The sequence below is a fragment of the Rhodococcus sp. JS3073 genome, from assembly GCF_026810085.1.
GTDB lineage: Bacteria > Actinomycetota > Actinomycetes > Mycobacteriales > Mycobacteriaceae > Rhodococcus_F > Rhodococcus_F wratislaviensis.
In genome coordinates, this window is record NZ_CP113951.1 from 2301246 (window position 1) to 2316829 (window position 15584).

16 protein-coding genes are annotated in these 15584 nt (G+C 67.3%); 7 read left to right on the forward strand and 9 right to left on the reverse strand.

Annotated features, from left to right (window positions below):
* Positions 1–38: 38 nt before the first annotated feature.
* Entirely contained in the window at positions 39–389 is a 351-nt protein-coding gene (locus OYT95_RS10510) for a VOC family protein (protein WP_037233068.1), read from the forward strand.
* A gap of 6 nt (positions 390–395) precedes the next feature.
* Here OYT95_RS10510 and OYT95_RS10515 read toward each other — a convergent pair whose 3' ends face one another.
* From OYT95_RS10515 to tnpB, 4 genes are all read right to left on the reverse strand, one after another.
* Entirely contained in the window at positions 396–878 is a 483-nt protein-coding gene (locus OYT95_RS10515; protein WP_268791416.1) for a sigma factor-like helix-turn-helix DNA-binding protein, read from the reverse strand.
* Between the two features lie 124 nt (positions 879–1002).
* The gene (arfB, locus tag OYT95_RS10520) at positions 1003–1464 is read right to left on the reverse strand and encodes an alternative ribosome rescue aminoacyl-tRNA hydrolase ArfB (protein WP_052033224.1); all 462 of its coding nucleotides are present in this window, start codon (positions 1462–1464) and stop codon (positions 1003–1005) included.
* Positions 1461–2450 carry an alpha/beta hydrolase gene (locus OYT95_RS10525; protein ID WP_268791417.1) on the reverse strand — a complete coding sequence of 330 codons (990 nt, stop codon included), beginning with the start codon at positions 2448–2450 and terminating at the stop codon, positions 1461–1463. The genes arfB and OYT95_RS10525 overlap by 4 nt, the downstream gene beginning before the upstream one ends.
* A 58-nt stretch (positions 2451–2508) precedes the next feature.
* Positions 2509–3984 carry an IS607 family element RNA-guided endonuclease TnpB gene (gene tnpB / locus OYT95_RS10530; RefSeq protein WP_442972565.1) on the reverse strand — a complete coding sequence of 492 codons (1476 nt, stop codon included), beginning with the start codon at positions 3982–3984 and terminating at the stop codon, positions 2509–2511.
* Between the two features lie 855 nt (positions 3985–4839).
* On the opposite strand from tnpB, the gene OYT95_RS10535 reads away from it, so the two are divergent.
* Both OYT95_RS10535 and OYT95_RS10540 read left to right on the forward strand, forming a co-directional pair.
* Positions 4840–5928 (forward strand): GmrSD restriction endonuclease domain-containing protein, encoded by a 1089-nt coding sequence (locus tag OYT95_RS10535; RefSeq protein WP_112301005.1) that lies wholly within the window; start codon positions 4840–4842, stop codon positions 5926–5928.
* 106 nt (positions 5929–6034) lie between these two features.
* Entirely contained in the window at positions 6035–6331 is a 297-nt protein-coding gene (locus OYT95_RS10540; RefSeq protein WP_174233852.1) for a response regulator transcription factor, read from the forward strand.
* A gap of 4 nt (positions 6332–6335) precedes the next feature.
* Here the strand turns inward: OYT95_RS10540 and OYT95_RS10545 are convergent, their stop codons facing one another.
* Entirely contained in the window at positions 6336–7622 is a 1287-nt protein-coding gene (locus tag OYT95_RS10545) for a lactate 2-monooxygenase (RefSeq protein WP_037233058.1), read from the reverse strand.
* A 115-nt stretch (positions 7623–7737) separates the two neighbouring features.
* On the opposite strand from OYT95_RS10545, the gene OYT95_RS10550 reads away from it, so the two are divergent.
* Entirely contained in the window at positions 7738–8511 is a 774-nt protein-coding gene (locus OYT95_RS10550) for a VOC family protein (RefSeq protein ID WP_268791419.1), read from the forward strand.
* A gap of 33 nt (positions 8512–8544) precedes the next feature.
* Here OYT95_RS10550 and OYT95_RS10555 read toward each other — a convergent pair whose 3' ends face one another.
* Positions 8545–9474 (reverse strand): alpha/beta fold hydrolase, encoded by a 930-nt coding sequence (locus tag OYT95_RS10555; protein ID WP_011597417.1) that lies wholly within the window; start codon positions 9472–9474, stop codon positions 8545–8547.
* Positions 9475–9523: 49 nt separating this feature from the next.
* The gene (locus OYT95_RS10560) at positions 9524–10141 is read right to left on the reverse strand and encodes a TetR/AcrR family transcriptional regulator (protein ID WP_112301007.1); all 618 of its coding nucleotides are present in this window, start codon (positions 10139–10141) and stop codon (positions 9524–9526) included.
* Positions 10142–10228: 87 nt separating this feature from the next.
* Here OYT95_RS10560 and OYT95_RS10565 point away from each other — a divergent pair, with 87 nt between their 5' ends.
* The 3 genes from OYT95_RS10565 (at position 10229) to OYT95_RS10575 (ending at position 13655) form a co-directional block, all read left to right on the forward strand.
* A complete protein-coding gene (locus OYT95_RS10565) occupies positions 10229–11587 on the forward strand; it encodes a cytochrome P450 (protein WP_268791420.1) in 1359 nt (452 codons plus the stop codon).
* Between the two features lie 72 nt (positions 11588–11659).
* Positions 11660–12820 (forward strand): alkaline phosphatase family protein, encoded by a 1161-nt coding sequence (locus OYT95_RS10570; RefSeq protein WP_037233049.1) that lies wholly within the window; start codon positions 11660–11662, stop codon positions 12818–12820.
* 73 nt (positions 12821–12893) lie between these two features.
* Positions 12894–13655 carry an HNH endonuclease family protein gene (locus tag OYT95_RS10575; RefSeq protein WP_037233046.1) on the forward strand — a complete coding sequence of 254 codons (762 nt, stop codon included), beginning with the start codon at positions 12894–12896 and terminating at the stop codon, positions 13653–13655.
* Here the strand turns inward: OYT95_RS10575 and OYT95_RS10580 are convergent, their stop codons facing one another.
* Complete coding sequence (locus OYT95_RS10580; RefSeq protein WP_268791421.1) at positions 13656–14279, reverse strand: DUF3060 domain-containing protein; 624 nt, start codon at positions 14277–14279, stop codon at positions 13656–13658.
* Positions 14280–14313: 34 nt separating this feature from the next.
* A complete protein-coding gene (locus tag OYT95_RS10585; RefSeq protein WP_037233040.1) occupies positions 14314–15333 on the reverse strand; it encodes a beta-ketoacyl-ACP synthase III in 1020 nt (339 codons plus the stop codon).
* Between the last annotated feature and the right edge of the window lie 251 nt (positions 15334–15584).

The window sequence follows — 15584 nt, forward strand, 5'->3', positions numbered from 1 at the left end:
CGGTGACGGGCGTCCGCCGCTCCCCGTACCGTTGACGCATGGGACTGCAATGGGAAGCCGTGGTGGTCAACGCCGTCGACCCGGCGGCCCTGGGACGCTGGTGGGCCGAGGCTCTGGGTTGGGGCGCCGTGACCGATTCCGACGGCGACGTCCACATCCGGCCCCGGGCCGACAGTCACCCCGAAATCCTGTTCGTGGCCGTTCCGGACCGGAAGCAGCTACCGAACCGGCTGCATCTCGACTTCCGGCCCGACGATCAGCAGGCCGAGGTCGCACGACTTCTCGGGCTCGGCGCCCGGCACGCGGATGTCGGTCAGGGCGAGCAGAGTTGGGTGGTGCTCGCCGATCCGGAGGGCAACGAGTTCTGCGTCCTGTCCGACCGGCGCTGACACCGCTCAGGCCACCTTCGTCCGCAGTGTCTTCAGCGCCTCGTGCTGCACGACGAGGACCCTGCCCACCGGGAGCCCGAGGACGCCCGCGGTGTCGTGCACGGACAGCCCGTCGATGACCCGCAGCAGCACGATCTCCCGGGCGGTGGCGTCGAGATGGTGCAGCAACCCGGCGACTTCCGCCGGAATGTCGGGGCTTCCGGCCGCGCCGCCGTGCACGTCCGCAACGGTCCGGCTCACGATGCGATACACCGCGCGGACGGGATGGTCACTGCGAGCGAGAGCCGGAAGGTCCCGCGCCACCGCGAGCAGCGCTTCCTGAGCCACCTCGTCCGCCGGCCGCGTGACCTGCGTGGAATTCCCCACGCGGGTGCGGCAATAGCGCACCACCTGCGGCCACAACGTCGTCATCACCCGCTCGACGGCCCTGAGATCCCCCGCCGCGGCAGCCGACGCTGCCGAATGTAATTCCTCGTCAAGCACACTCATGTGACCTCGATCCCCCGACCTCGCCGCCTCCGGTCATCCGTCACGGCGCTTCCGTACTCATCTTCCGGCACACGAGGGGTCAACACATCCGGGAAGTTCCCCATTTCCCGGTGCGTGAAACCACCTACATGTCCGGCTTCCTCCGCAGGTTCTTGGTCTGGCCGCGTTGCTTCTTGGCGTCGAGTCTTCGTCGGTGCGAACCCTTGGTCGCCTTGGTCGGACGCCTGGTGCGGGGTTCGGCCAGAACAGCCGCGCGCAACAGCGCCGCCATCCGGGCCCGCGCCGCGCGCCGATTACGCAGCTGTGAACGGGTTTCGGACGCCGTCACAGCGACCACCCCGTCAACGAGCCTGTGCCCCAGCTGAACCTGCATGCGCTCGAGCTGTGCAGGCGACAGCGTCGACAACGTCCACAGGTTCACCCGCAACTCCACCCGCGAGTCCGTGGTGTTGACTCCCTGACCCCCGGGGCCGCCGGCTCGAGAGAACCGCCACTGCAACTCGGCGGCCGGAACGACGAGCGACCGCGTGATCTCGAGGTCGTCGGTGACCTCGCCGCCGGGAAACACCGGAGGAACTTCGCTCACACTCCCAGCGCCCGGGCCAGCACCGGCCAGGAATCGTGCAGGTCGTCCTGCCAGTATCCCCATGAGTGTGTGCCCGAGTTACGGAAACTTGCGGCTGCAGGTATTCCCAGCTCGCCCAGGCGATCCGTGAATCGATGGGTGCAGTAGTTGGTCACCGCTTCGATGGGGCCACCCGCGTAGATCTGCCGCGCGAGTGTAGCGACGTTCCCGTCGATCCCGGGGCCGTCCAGAGTCTCGTGGCGGCCCGGCAGACCGTTGCCGTTGGAGAGGAACAGTTCCGTTCCGCGCAGTTCGGCCGCGTGCACGTAGGGATCGTTCGCCGCCCACGCCGGATCGTCCGCCTTGCCGTACATGTTGACCGGATTGCCGTAACCGTAGTTGTCCATGGTGATCTTGATGAGGAGCTGCCCGAGCGGATCACTGGTCAGGGCACAACCGCTGTACGCGGCCACACCACGGAACAGTCCGGGGGCGGCGATCGCCAACTGCAGCGCTGCGGTGCCGACCCGTGACATGCCGGCGAGCGCGTTGACTCCGTTGGTGCCGAGGGCCTCGTCGACGACCGGCGGAAGTTCCTGAGTCATAAAGGTCTTCCACTTGTTCACCCCCATCGCCGGGTCGGGGCTCTTCCAGTCGGTCCAATACGCGTTCTCGCCGCCGGAAGGGCTGACGATGTTCACGTTCTGGTCGGCCAGGAACTCTTCGACGTCGGTCTTCTCCCGACGAACCTGACCGTCGAGGAAGTACAGCGTGGGCCTCGGCACGCTCGTGTCGGCGGGCCGCTGCACGTATACGGGCACCACCTTCTGCATCGACGCCGAGAAGACGTGCAACGTCAGGTGTCTCGGATCGATCACGGTGACGTGATCGAGCTTCGACCCGTTCGGCGCCACCGCGGAGCCGAGCGCCCGACCGGTGTCGACGATCGGATCGGCGGCCGCGACGGTGCCGCCGAGGCAGAGAGAGACCACGGTCACGGCCGTCACGGCCGCTGTTCGCAATTTCCCCCGAAAATTGTGTCGTGTCACGACCGTGTACCGCCGTTCATGCTGAGTGTCGTTTAGTGCCGTCTGCATGAGTATCCGGGTTACCCCGGTCACGTTCACCACCAGGTGGTGTTCCCGCAGCGATACCGTCAGCCCACCGAGTGGCGGGTCTTATGGTTGGTTTCTGTCGGGCGTCTTTTACGTCTCGTCCGCAACTCGCCGAAGACGCACCACCGTCAACAACCGCTGCGAGTGCAGCGAGGTTGAGAGCAGCATTGTGATCACGATCAGCGCGAAATCCGCACGCATCGCAGCTGAACACCCGAACATTCAACGGTAGTTTGGCTTTCACTACCTGACAGTTCGAGCAGGTCTTACTCGACGGATACCACCGGTCTGCCACCTGCAGACCGGTGCCAGCCCATTCGCACTTATAGGTCAGTTGTCGCCGGATCTCGGCGAACGCCGCATCCTGCAGAGCCCGGTTCAACCCCCGCTTGTAGGTGCCACCGGAGCGGGTCATTCCCGCGACGTTGAGGTCTTCGACGACGACGGTATCGAAGTCCCGCACCAGTCGGGTGGTGAGTTTGTGCAGGTGATCGCGGCGACTGTTCGCGATGCGGATGCGCACCGCCCGGATCTGTTCCTGGGTGCGCAGCCAGCGCCGGGAGGGTTGTTGACCGGTGCGACGATCCGGGCCGACACGGCGGGACGCACGGCGCCCGAGGCTACGAAGTTGTTTCGCTTGCTTGCGTGCGTGCGTCGGATTCTCAATCATCTCCCCGTTCGAGAGGACTGCGAGGTGTTTGACCCCCACATCGACTCCGACCACCACACCGCAATCGCCGACCGCGGCGGAGGTACCGGTGGTGGCGGGTGGCAGTGCCCGCGCGGGGAGAGCGATTTCGACCGAGAACGACACCTGCCACCGGCCCCGACGAAACGAGAGGGTCGCCGACCGAATCCGCGCCGTCCCGGCGATCGTCTTTCGTGCCAATTTGCGGGTCGATTCGGCAGACCGGACCACGCCGATCCGTGGGAGTTGGATGTGGCGTCGATCCCCGCTGTCGGTGACCAACCCGAAACTGCCGGTGGTGAACCGGCACGACAGCACCGCCCGTTTGCTCTTGAAACGGGGAAATCCCATCGGACCTTTGCGTTTTCCGGATCGGGCGTCGGACCAGTTCGATAGGGCGGCCGCGCAGTTCGCGAGTCCGGAACTGTAGGCCTCTTTCGAATTCTCCGGCCACCACACCTGCCCAGTGACGGCGTTGACGGCGACGTCGTTCTTGACGATATTCCAGTGTTTGCGCAGACTGTACGCAGACCACGACACCGGCGGCGTCAACTCCGCGTCAGGGATCTCGTAGGATCGTTCCGCAGCGCGTTGGTCGAGGTTCGCCTTGATCTGCGACAGTGCCCAGTTGTAGGCGAAACGCTGCGCCCCACAGTGCGACCGCAACGCCGACGCCTGCTCGGGGGTCGGATCGAGGACGTACACGAAAGCACGGATCACCACCCGAGATGAGTCCACGCCCTGTTCGACAGTCGCGTCCAGAGTCCGGCCGGGAGTCGGTGCGGTGACCTGGGCACCGGGATCGATCAGCCCAGCGGTGGACGTCACGCCAGGTCCGCCGCAGCGGTCACATCAGCCGCGGCATTGCGGCGTGCACCACACTTCCCGCACCAGCGAGCGCACAACGCGGTTATCACCTCGGTCATATCGCACCCCCACCACCAACCACCCCGTCGTCGGTCAACACGAGCAGCGTACGACAGGGCACCGACAACACTGGGCCGATGCACTCGAACCCGAACCCGAACTCGAACCCGGCGAGGCGGTTCCGATGCTCGACGCGATCGTCGACACACTCCAATCAGCCAGTAGCCTGTGAAGTGCGGTGCGTTTCCCGCCTCGGCCGGAACCGATCTCGGTGACCGCCTCCGGCACACTCAGGCCATGCTTTCCGCATTTCGGTTACCACACGCCCCACCCGGTCTGGCGTCCCACATCGGCTCTGATCAGAGGGCGACACCGAGCGCTACGCCACCACCGCGCCCACAGAACCCGCCGAATGAGATGCCGCCCGTTCGGATCCCCTACCGGAATCGTGCCCGACGGCAACCGCCGAGCCTGGATCGGCAGCGCCCCGCGTGGAACCACGCCAACGCGATCCGATACTTCACGTGTTCGCCGCCCAACCCTTCAACATCACGGCGCTAAACCACACTAAAACAACATCACACAGTTCGATCACGCAAACCGTACGCAACCCTCTACCCGCACGAATTCCGGTCCCGGGCATGCTAACAGTTCCCGATGCCGAGTAACGGAAGCGACCTTCCGCGCGATGAACATCCGACCCCCCACGTTCATTGAAGGACCGGCATGACGTTTCCCCCGCCCTCACCATCTGCCGTACGCAAGAAGTGGCCCTGGATCACCGGCGGGATCGTCGTAGCCGTGGCCGCGGTCTCGTTCCTCAGCCCCGGACGGGACGACCAATCGGCCCAGGCCACAGCGGTATCCGCGTCTGTGACGCCGACGCTCGCCGATTCGACGACCGTGCATGCCGCGTCGAATTCGTCGACAACGGTGCCGGTTTCGTCTGCCCTCGCCCTTTCGCCGGCCGAACCCGCCGCGGTCGGCGCCGCCGACGCGACCGCCGCGCTGCAGCAACTCGCCGGCCTCGAGATCAAGGGACGCGCACCGAAAACCGGCTACGACCGGGATCTCTTCGGTCAGGCGTGGACCGACGACGTCATGGTCGAGGGCGGCCACAACGGATGCGACACGCGGAACGACATTCTCGGGCGCGACCTCGAACAGATCGTGTTCAAGCCGGGCACGCGCGACTGCGCGGTACAGACCGGAACGCTCCTCGACCCGTACACGGGCAACACCATCTCCTTCGTCCGCGGTGAGGGCACGTCGAACGCCGTGCAGATCGATCACGTCGTCGCGCTGTCCGACGCCTGGCAGAAGGGAGCCCAGCAGCTCGACACCGCGACCCGGGTGAACTTCGCCAACGATCCGCGGAACCTGAAAGCCGTCGACGGCCCCACCAACCAGCAGAAATCGGACGGAGACGCCGCAACCTGGCTGCCCCCGAACAAGAGCTACCGGTGCACCTACGTGACCGATCAGGTGGAGGTGAAGGCCGCGTACGGACTGTGGGTGACCCAGGCCGAACACGATGCGATCGCCCGGGTTCTGCAGGACTGCGGGGCGGCGACGCCTGCCGTCGCGCCCGCTCCGAGTACCGCCACGGTGCCGGAAGCGGCACCTGCGCCCACTCCCGTTCCCGCTCCGGCACCCGCGCCCGTCCCGTTCGTCGACACGGCACCGCCGAGCGACGTCTACTACAAGAACTGTTCGGCGGCCAAGGCGGCCGGTGCCGCGCCGGTTCACATCGGCGAGCCGGGCTACGGCACCCATCTCGATCGCGACGGCGACGGCGTCGGCTGTGAGAGCTGATCCGGGCCTGGCGCGACACGCGCCGCCACCACCAGTTAATCTGAACTGCCTGCAGGGACGTCGGGTACCTGTAGCTCTCTGTACATGTCAGAAAGATGAGATCGGCATGACCACTGCACCCGACGCACTCGGGCACCCCCCACATACGGACGAACCGCCAGTCGCCCGCACTTATCAGAAGCCGGCGTTGTCGGCGCGCGAAATCGAGGTTCTCCGCCACTGGTTGCGGGGCGACTCCAAGCTCGCCGTCGCCGCCGACCTCCACATCGCTCTCGGAACGGTCAACACCCATCTGACCCGTATCCGCGAGAAGTACGCGCTGGTCGGACGTGACGCGTCCACCAAGACGACGCTGCTGGTCCGGGCCCTTCAGGACGGGATCATCACGATCGCGGAACTCTGACGGCCTATGCCCTGCGCAGGGCGTCCCGGTCGATCTCGGCCACCGATGTCAGGCCGCTGAGACCCATCGTGAGATCGAACTCGGCGATCACGTTGGCCGTGGCGTCCCGCGCACCGGCCTGACCGGCGAGGGCCAGTCCGTACAGGTGCGGCCGGCCGAGCGTCACGGCGTCCGCACCCAAGGCGAGGGCCTTGAAGACGTCTGCTCCCGTGCGGATTCCGCTGTCGAGGAGCAGCGTCAGCCTGCCGTCGACGACGGGCGCGATGTCCACGAGGGCGTCCAGCGACGACACGCTGCCGTCCACCTGGCGCCCACCGTGATTCGAGACGACGATGCCGTCCACGCCGGCGTCGAGCGCCCGCCTGGCGTCGTCCGGATGGAGCACGCCCTTGAGGAGGATCGGCAGCGACGTCCTGCTGCGGAGGGTCTCGATGTCGGACCAGCTCAGCGACGGCCGGGAGTAGATGTCGAGGAACGTCTCCACGGCGGCCCGCGGTTCCGGCGACCGCAGGTTGTCGAGGAAGCGGCCCGGGAAGCGCCGGGTCATCGACACCAGTGACCGGATCGCGCCGAGTGTCACCTCGACGTCCGCCTTGCTCGCGGCGGTCTTGATCCGCTCGTGCACGATGCGGCGGAACACCGGATCGGACGTGTACTGCGCGATTCCCTGCCCCTGCGCGAAGGGCAGCGAGCCGAGGTTGAGATCTTCCGGGCGCCAGCCGAGCATGGTCGTGTCGAGGGTGACGACGACGGCGTCCGCGCGAATGTTCTCGGCGCGCTGGAGCAGGCTGTCGACGAGATCGTCGTCGGTGCTCCAGTACAGCTGGAACCACCGGGGAGCGTCGCCCATCGCCGCCGCACTCTCCTCCATCGGTGCGCAGCCCTGGTTGGAGAAGATGTACGGCACACCCAGTTCGGCGGCCGCGGCGGCGATCGCCACATCCGCCTCGGGCCTGGCCAGTTCGGCCGCGCCCACCGGGGCGAGCAGCACCGGGGCCGGAATCCTGCGCCCGAACAACTCGACCCCGATGTCGCGCTTGGAGACGTCGCGCAGCACCCGGGGAACGATCTGCCACTTGTCGAACGCATCGCGGTTGGCCTGCATCGTGCGACCCAGGCCTGCGCCGCCGTGGACGTACGCCCACCCCTTCGCGCTCATCTTCCGCCGCGCGCGTCGCTCCAGCGTGTCGAAGTCGGTGGGAACGGAGGGTGTGCGGCCGAGGACGCCGTCGCGATAGATCACATTCTGGCGGGCCCGGCCCGGGCTGTCCTGATTCTCGCTCGCAGACATGCGCCGAGTCTTCCACAGCGCATCACGAACCGACGGCAGGTCGCCGGGACGCGTAGGTTTGTGACCGGCACCACACCGCGCGCTACCCCGACCACCAACGTCCTAGGAGACCGCGATGCCCGACCGTCCGTCCCTCACCGGCGCTCCCTGCTGGATCGATCTCACCAGTTCCGACCCACGACAGGTCATCCCGTTCTACACCGGGCTGTTCGGGTGGAGGTCCGACACCAACGAGGATCCGCAGTACGGCGGCTACTCCATCTTCAGCAAGAGCGGTAAACCCATTGCGGGCCTTGGCCCCCAGCAGCAGGGCAACCCGTACGGCAACGTGTGGACCACGTACATCGCGTCCGAGGACGCGGAGGCCACCGCCGCGCAGGCCGCCGAGGCGGGCGGCCAGGTGATGATGCCCGCAATGGTCGTGGGCGACCAGGGCACGATGGCCATCCTCGGCGATCCCGCCGGCGCCGTCATCGGCGTGTGGCAGGCCGATCGGCACGACGGCTTCGGTCTCGTGGACGAGCCCGGAGCGCCCGTCTGGCACGAAACGCTGTCGCGGAACTATGCGGCGGCGCTCCCCTTCTACGCGGACGTCTTCGGCTGGACCTATCAGACCCTCGGCGACACAGACGAATTCCGGTACTCGCAGGCGAACCTCGGCGACCGCACCGTCGCCGGAGTCATGGACGCCGACTCGTTCCTGCCGGAAGGCGTCCCCTCGTTCTGGCAGTTCTACATCGGTGTCGAGGACACGGATGCGGCGGTCGCGAAGGTGACCGACCTGGGCGGCAGCGTCCGGCGCGAACCGGAGGACACACCGTTCGGGCGGCTCGCGTCCGTTGCCGATCCCCTGGGCGCCACGTTCCAGATCACGACCCTGCAGTCCTGACCCGGCGACGGTGGCGCGCAGATCACGCCACCGTCACACCGGACCGAACGGTGCCTGCGCCTCCTTGGCGTCCCAGATGTCGAGGAGTGAACGGAGAATCTCCTCCGACATGCCCAGTCCCCCGAGATGGCTTTCCCCGTGCATCGTGTGGAACTCGGCGTCGGGAAGAAGCGACACCATGTGCTGCCCGTGCCGGAGCGGAATGATGTGGTCGCAGTCGCCGTGCCACCAGCGCACCGGGGTCTTCACCGCGTTCACCCGGAATCCCCAGTCCCGCGCGAACAGGACGAGATCGGCGAACGGTGCACTGAGCTGCTTGCGACCGCCGTTGAGCAGATCGTCGAGGAACATCGCCTTGAACTCCGGGCGCGCGAGCAGACGGCGGTCGCCCTCCGGAGACAGCCGCCCGTACAGGTCGATGATCGGCGACGCGAACGGCCTCGCCAGCCTGATCACGGAACTCGCCGCCAACCCGACGGGGACACCGCCCGCCGACAGCACCGGAGCCGCCAGGACGGCGAGATCCATCAGCCCGCTGCGGATCGCGTCGGGACCCTTCGTCGGCGCGACACCCCCGAGGATGCCGGTCGCGACCACGCGGTCGGGCATCGCGTACGCCGCGGCCAGCGTGTAGGGGCCGCCGCCGGACAGGCCGACCACGGCCATCTGATCGACGCCCAGCGTGTCGGCGACGGTGCGCAGATCTTCGGCGAAGTCGATCACGGCGCCGTAGCGGTGCGGCGTCGACGAGCCGACTCCCGGCCGGTCGATCCCGATCAGCCGGACGTGCTCGCGTTCGGCGAACGCGCGCGCCTCCATCGGCACCTGACGCCGCGCTCCGGGCGTGCCGTGCAGCCAGAACACCGCCCTGCCCTGTGCCGAACCGAACTCCGCGAAGCCGAGCCGACGCCCCTCGCCTACCGCGACCGTGCCCTCCAACTGCGGGCGTGCGATATCCACCATGCCCACAGCTTCGCACGTGACACCCGTCACGTTTCCGCCCGGGACCCGCTCAGCGGTGCGCGGTGGACGTGAACTGGTAGGTCGCGGCGTCGACGATCTGCTCGGGAGACACCTCGATCTCGCCGTTCAGCCACGCCGTCATGAGTTCCGCGAGCCCACCCACGAACAGCAGCGCGGTGATCTCGTCCTGCGGCGACGACCACGCCCGGTCGCCGTAGAGTTCCTTCGATTCCTCCGCGACCAGCAGGGCGAACGCCCGCAACAACTCACGTCGTCGCGTCCGCAGCGGTTCGGCGCCCGCCGATTCGATGATCGACACCCGCCCCTTCCTCGGGTCCGCCGTCAGGATGTCGACGAAGGTTGCGATCGCCGCCCGCGCCCGCACTTCGGGGTCACCGGTCACCGTCTGGAGAGTGACCCGCGCGGCCTCCCCGATCTCCGCGGCGATGCCCTCGATCACCTGAACCAGCAGGTCGTCCCGGCTGCTGAAGCTCTCGTAGAAATAGCGTTCCGTGAGTTTCGCCTCGGCGCAGATCGCGGTCATCGTCGCTTTCTCGCCGCCGACGGTGCCGAACACCTGCAGTCCCGCCTCGAGCAGTCGCGCGCGACGGTCCGCGGCGCGTTCCTCGGAACTTCGACCGCGGTACTGGCGCGCCGGTTGACTCATGACTCGATGTTGACAGACCCGCAGGCGTGACGCACACTACACACATCTGACAGAGGGTCCTGTCACATATGCCGACGAGGAGGGCCGATGCCCAAAGTTCTCGCTGCTCCCCCACCCGAAAGCGCACTGCACCCCATCTCGGGCAATGCCGGGTTCCCCGTCATCGGACACTCGCTGGAATACTTCCGCGACCCGATGGGACTGCTGCAGAGCCGCTGGGAGCGCTACGGCCCCGTGTCGTGGCTGAGCATGGCGGGCAAGCGGTGGGTCACCGTACTCGGACCGGACGGCTGCCAGACGGTGCTGCAGAACAAGGACCGAGCCTTCGTCAACAGCGACGGATGGAGCGTGCTGATCGGGCCGTTCTTCCACCGTGGGCTGATGCTCCTCGACGGCGACGAACACCTCGCCCACCGGCGAATCATGCAGCAGGCCTTCACCCGGGACCGGCTGTCGCGCTATACCGAGGCACTCCATCCCGCGATCGACAAGGGGCTCGACGCCTGGCAGCCCACCCCGGGCTTCGCCGCGTACCCCGCGCTGAAGGAGCTGACACTCGATCTCGCCACGAGCATCTTCATGGGCGGCGCCGAGGGGTCGACGCCCCAGGAGATGGCAGAGATCAACAAGGCCTTCATCGACTGCGTGCAGGCCGCCACGTCGGTGGTGCGCTACCCCCTGCCCGGAACGCGATGGAAGCGCGGCATCGACGGGCGCACACGACTCGAGGAGTTCTTCCGCCGCTACCTGCCCGCGCGACGAGCGAGCACCGGCGACGACCTGTTCTCCGCGCTGTGCCACATCGAATCCGAAGAGGGGCAACGCTTCAGCGACGACGACGTCGTCAATCACATGATCTTCCTGCTGATGGCCGCCCACGACACGTCCACCATCACGCTGTCGACGATGATGCAGTATCTCGGTCAGCACCCCGACTGGCGGGAGCGCTGCAGGCGGCAGTCGGCGGCGCTGGGCACGTCCACCCCGACGTACGATCAACTCGACGAACTGACCGACCTCGACCTCGTCATGAAGGAATGCCTGCGTCTCGTTCCGCCGGTCCCGGTGGTCGCTCGCCGTGCGGTCGAGGACACCGAGGTGCTCGGCCACTACATCCCCCGGGGCACGTACATGTCGGTTGTCGTGCACTTCACCCATCACATGCCCGAGTACTGGCCCGATCCGGAGCGGTTCGACCCCGAGCGGTTTTCACCCGAACGCCGTGAGGACAAGGTCCACCGGTTCGCGTGGGAGCCGTTCGGCGGTGGCGTGCACAAATGCCTGGGAATGCACTTCGCGGGCGCCGAGATCAAGGCGGTCATGCACCACCTGCTGCAACGATTCGACTGGCAGGTGAGCCCCGGCTACGTCGCCCCGCTCAACTACACCTCGCTGCCGTTCCCTTCCGACGGCCAGCCCGTGGACCTGTACCACCGAGTCGGCTGAGCCGGTACCCAGAGCGCAGTCTCGGCCGATTCCGCGTAGTGCAGGCCGAGCCGATCCACCATAGTGGGAGTCATGACCGTTTCGGCACCCCCGCTCGACGTGTATTCGCAGCCCACGCTGTCCACCCTCATGCCGTCAGTCCTCGCCTCACTGGGTGTTGCCGGCGAACCCAACCGGCTGCACCTGCCGGACAGCAGGCACACCGTGGTGTTCTTGATAGACGGACTCGGCTGGACGCTGCTGCGGCGCCACCGCGAACACGCCCCGTTTCTCGACAGCCTGACCGGACGGCCGATCCGGGCGGGCTTCCCGACCACGACCGCCACCAGCATCGCGTCGTTCGGCACGGGGTTGCCGTCCGGCGGTCACGGAATCACCGGCTACCAGTCATACGTTCGTGAGGTTCGCGGCACGCTCAACTGGTTGTCGTGGCGCGCGGGCCACAAGGGCGACGAACTCACCCGGCTGGTGCCCGAGGTCGTCCAGCCCGCACCGACCGTGTTCGAACGCGCCGCGGCAGCCGGTATCACGTGCACGACCGTGGTGCCCGCAAAGTTCGACGGGTCCGGGCTCACCCGCGCCGTCCTCCGCGGCGGCACGTTCGCAGGAATACACGCGTACGGTGACCTGATCGCGCACGTCGTCACCGCGGCCCGTTCAGGCGAACGGACCCTCACCTACTGCTACCTCAGCGAAATCGACACGCTCGGGCACGTTTACGGACCGGGATCCGAATCCTGGCTACATCAGGTCGCCCTCGTCGACCGGCTCGTCGAGAGGCTCGCCGCGGGACTCGCGGCGGCACAACCCGACACCACGCTGTACGTCACCGCCGACCACGGCATGGTCACCGTGGACGATGCCGACAAGATCGACTTCGACGCCACTCCCGCCCTGTCGGACGACGTGGTGGCGCTCGCCGGCGAACCCCGGTGCAGGCACGTCCACACCCGAGCCGGAGCCGGGCACGACGTCGCCGCCCGGTGGAGGAACGAACTGGGACACCGCATGTGGATCGGCACGCGAGACGAGGCCGTCACCGCAGGACTGTTCGGCCCTGCCGTGCGATCCGAGGTGCAGGGCCGCATCGGAGACGTCGTCGCCATCGCACAAGGTGGCGTCGCAGTGGTCCGGCGCAAGGCGGAGTCGAGGTTGTCCGCGCTCCCCGGGCAGCACGGCGCACTCACCGACGACGAGTTGCTGATTCCCCTACTGCAGGGCACCATCACGTAAACCCGGACCGATCCCGGCCCGCGGGGCCACTCCTGATAGAAATTACGAACAGCGTTGATTTCAGGAGAGATTCATGCCCCGCTCTGCGGTACCGAACACCGGGTCCATCATCACGACAATCCGCACCAAGTGGCCCTGGATCCTCGCCGGGCTGCTCGTCGTCGTGCTCGTCACGATGCTCTCCCCGGACCCCGACGACACCCTCGCCGCCGGAACCGGACCGGCCGCGCCCTCGGAAGTCACTGACGCACAACAGATACAGACGGCGTTCACCCAACTGTCCACCCTCGAGGTGAAGGGCCGGGCACCCAAGACGGGGTACGACCGGGAACTGTTCGGCGCCAGCTGGACCGACAACGTGTCGGTCGAACTCGGACGCAACGGCTGCGACACCCGCAACGACATCCTGCGACGCGACCTCGTCGACATCACCTCACGCGACCGTACCCGCAACTGCGTGGTGCAGTCGGGCACGTTGCGGGATCTCTACACGGGCACCATCATTGCGTTCACCCGGGGCACGAAGACGTCGGACGCCGTGCAGATCGATCACGTGGTGGCGCTGTCGGACGCGTGGCAGAAGGGGGCTCAGCTCCTCGACGCGCAGACGCGGGCGGACCTCGCGAACGATCCCCGCAACCTGCAGGCCGTGGACGGACCCACCAATCAGCGCAAGAGCGATGCCGACGCGTCGACGTGGCTGCCCCCGCTGGCGGCGTACCGCTGCACCTACGTGGCGCGTCAGGTGGAAGTGAAAGTGGCGTACCGCCTCTGGGTGACCCCGCCCGAGCGCGATGCGATGGCCGCGGTGCTCACCGGCTGCGGAGCCCGGTGATCACGCGCCCGGAGGGGTGAGCCGGTTCTCGGAGCCCGTGTCGACGGCCGGGGCCGTCGCACCGGAATCCCAGTCGACGGAGTTGTTGGACCCGGTGAGTTCGAGGGAGTCGAGGGACACGGCGCGCACGACGTTGTCGTTGCCACTCACCGTCATCGCGCCGGAGTCGTCCACGTTCACGGAATTCCCGCTTCCGCTGATCGAGATCCGCTCCGCCTGCTTTCCGAGCACGGTGACGGCGTTGCCCTGCACGTCGATCGACTCGACGACGTCGATGGTGGAACTGTTGCTGCGACCCGAGAGGGTGAGCGTTCCGGTCTGCCCACCGACGACGTTGGTGTCCTGACCGCGCACGATGACCGCGTTCGACGTGGCGATGGTCGCCGAGACACCGTTGGCCTCGATGGTGACGGTGCCGCACTCGCCGTCGAGGACGACCCCGGCACCGTCCCTGTTGACGGTGACGTCGCGGCCCGCGCAGTCACCGCCCGAGTTCAGTTCCACCGCAGCGCCGGACACCGTCGAGGTGCTTCCGCCGCCGGTGCTCCCGCCGCCGCAGCCAGCGAGGGCGACGGCGCAGGACATCAGCACGGCGACGGCGACCGACTGCCGGGTGACGCTCATCGACCCCTGCTTTCCTGTCCCCGACGGGGCCGGGTCAGTCCTTCGCGAGTACCGGCATCGTCACGACCTGGGCCGCGTAGGACAGCCCGGCGCCGAAGGCGAGCAGCAGGGCGGTGTCGCCGGGCTTGGTGGCGCCGGACTGCAGCATCTCCTCCATGGCGAGCGGCACGGACGCCGCCGACGTGTTGCCGCTCTCGGCGATGTCGTCGGACACGGGCACGTTCTCGGGGAGTTTCATGCTGCGGGCGATCACCTCGGTGATCCGCGAGTTGGCCTGGTGCGGGACGAACGCGTCGAGATCGTCGACCGACATGCCGGCCTTCTCGATCGCCCGCAGTGCCACCTTGCCCATCTCGAAGGCGGCCCAGCGGAACACCGCGGTACCGGCCATCTTGATGTACGGGCGCGTGGCACCCGGCGTCGTGATGTATTCGTACCAATCCAGATCCTGCACGATGGCGTCGGCCTGGGCGCCGTCCGAACCCCACTCCACCGGCCCGATGCCCGCGACGTCGCTCTTGCCCACGACCACGGCGCCGGCGCCGTCACCGAAGATGAACCGCGTCGAGCGGTCGGTCGGGTCGGTGGTGATGCTCATCTTCTCGACACCCACGACGAGGGCGTAGTCGACGGATCCTCCGCGAACCAGATCCGACGCCACCGTCAGCGCGGTGCAGAAGCCCGCGCATCCACCGCCGAGATCGAAGGCTCCGGGCCCGTTGGTGCCCAGGGCGTCGGCCACCACCGCCGCGGCGGGCGGCGTCAGCAGGAGGTACGTCGACGTGGCGACGATGACGCAGCCGATCTGCTCGGGATCGATCCCGCTCGCTTCGATCGCCTTGCGCCCGGCGGCGATGGACATCGTGACGACGTTCTCGTCCTCCGCCGCGAACCGCCGGTTGCGGATTCCCGAGCGCGACTGGATCCACTCGTCGTTCGAGTCGATCAGTTCACAGATCTCGTCGTTGGTGACGACCCGTTCGGGCCGGTACACGCCGAGCCCGAGAAGGGCGGACTGCCGACCTCCAGCCACGGTGGCAATCTGCTTTCCCATCGATCGATCTCCTCATCAGGTCCCGCGTGGTTACGCGCAGTGTGGACTTGTCGCCAGCACACGTTACGTCGGCGACCGCCCAGCGGGTAGCACCGGTTCCTGTTACTCGTCGGTAATATCGGTTCGGCAGGGCCGCCGATGAAACGAACACGGCGGTCAAACCGACACTTTCGTAAGAACAGACTTGTTAGACTTCTGGCGATTTCCAGCAGTTGATCACCGGTAGGGGGAGTGGTCTCTTCGGGCCACGC

Coding starts and splice junctions, on each gene's coding strand:
- OYT95_RS10510 (WP_037233068.1), top strand. CDS start 39: ATGGGACTGCAATGGGAAGCCGTGGTGGTCAACGCCGTCGACCCGGCG.
- OYT95_RS10550 (WP_268791419.1), top strand. CDS start 7,738: ATGCCCGACCGTCCGTCCCTCACCGGCGCTCCCTGCTGGATCGATCTC.
- OYT95_RS10575 (WP_037233046.1), top strand. CDS start 12,894: ATGCCCCGCTCTGCGGTACCGAACACCGGGTCCATCATCACGACAATC.
- OYT95_RS10585 (WP_037233040.1), bottom strand. CDS start 15,333: ATGGGAAAGCAGATTGCCACCGTGGCTGGAGGTCGGCAGTCCGCCCTT.
- OYT95_RS10570 (WP_037233049.1), top strand. CDS start 11,660: ATGACCGTTTCGGCACCCCCGCTCGACGTGTATTCGCAGCCCACGCTG.
- OYT95_RS10515 (WP_268791416.1), bottom strand. CDS start 878: ATGAGTGTGCTTGACGAGGAATTACATTCGGCAGCGTCGGCTGCCGCG.
- OYT95_RS10565 (WP_268791420.1), top strand. CDS start 10,229: ATGCCCAAAGTTCTCGCTGCTCCCCCACCCGAAAGCGCACTGCACCCC.
- OYT95_RS10560 (WP_112301007.1), bottom strand. CDS start 10,141: ATGAGTCAACCGGCGCGCCAGTACCGCGGTCGAAGTTCCGAGGAACGC.
- OYT95_RS10535 (WP_112301005.1), top strand. CDS start 4,840: ATGACGTTTCCCCCGCCCTCACCATCTGCCGTACGCAAGAAGTGGCCC.
- OYT95_RS10555 (WP_011597417.1), bottom strand. CDS start 9,474: ATGGTGGATATCGCACGCCCGCAGTTGGAGGGCACGGTCGCGGTAGGC.
- OYT95_RS10580 (WP_268791421.1), bottom strand. CDS start 14,279: ATGAGCGTCACCCGGCAGTCGGTCGCCGTCGCCGTGCTGATGTCCTGC.
- OYT95_RS10545 (WP_037233058.1), bottom strand. CDS start 7,622: ATGTCTGCGAGCGAGAATCAGGACAGCCCGGGCCGGGCCCGCCAGAAT.
- OYT95_RS10540 (WP_174233852.1), top strand. CDS start 6,035: ATGACCACTGCACCCGACGCACTCGGGCACCCCCCACATACGGACGAA.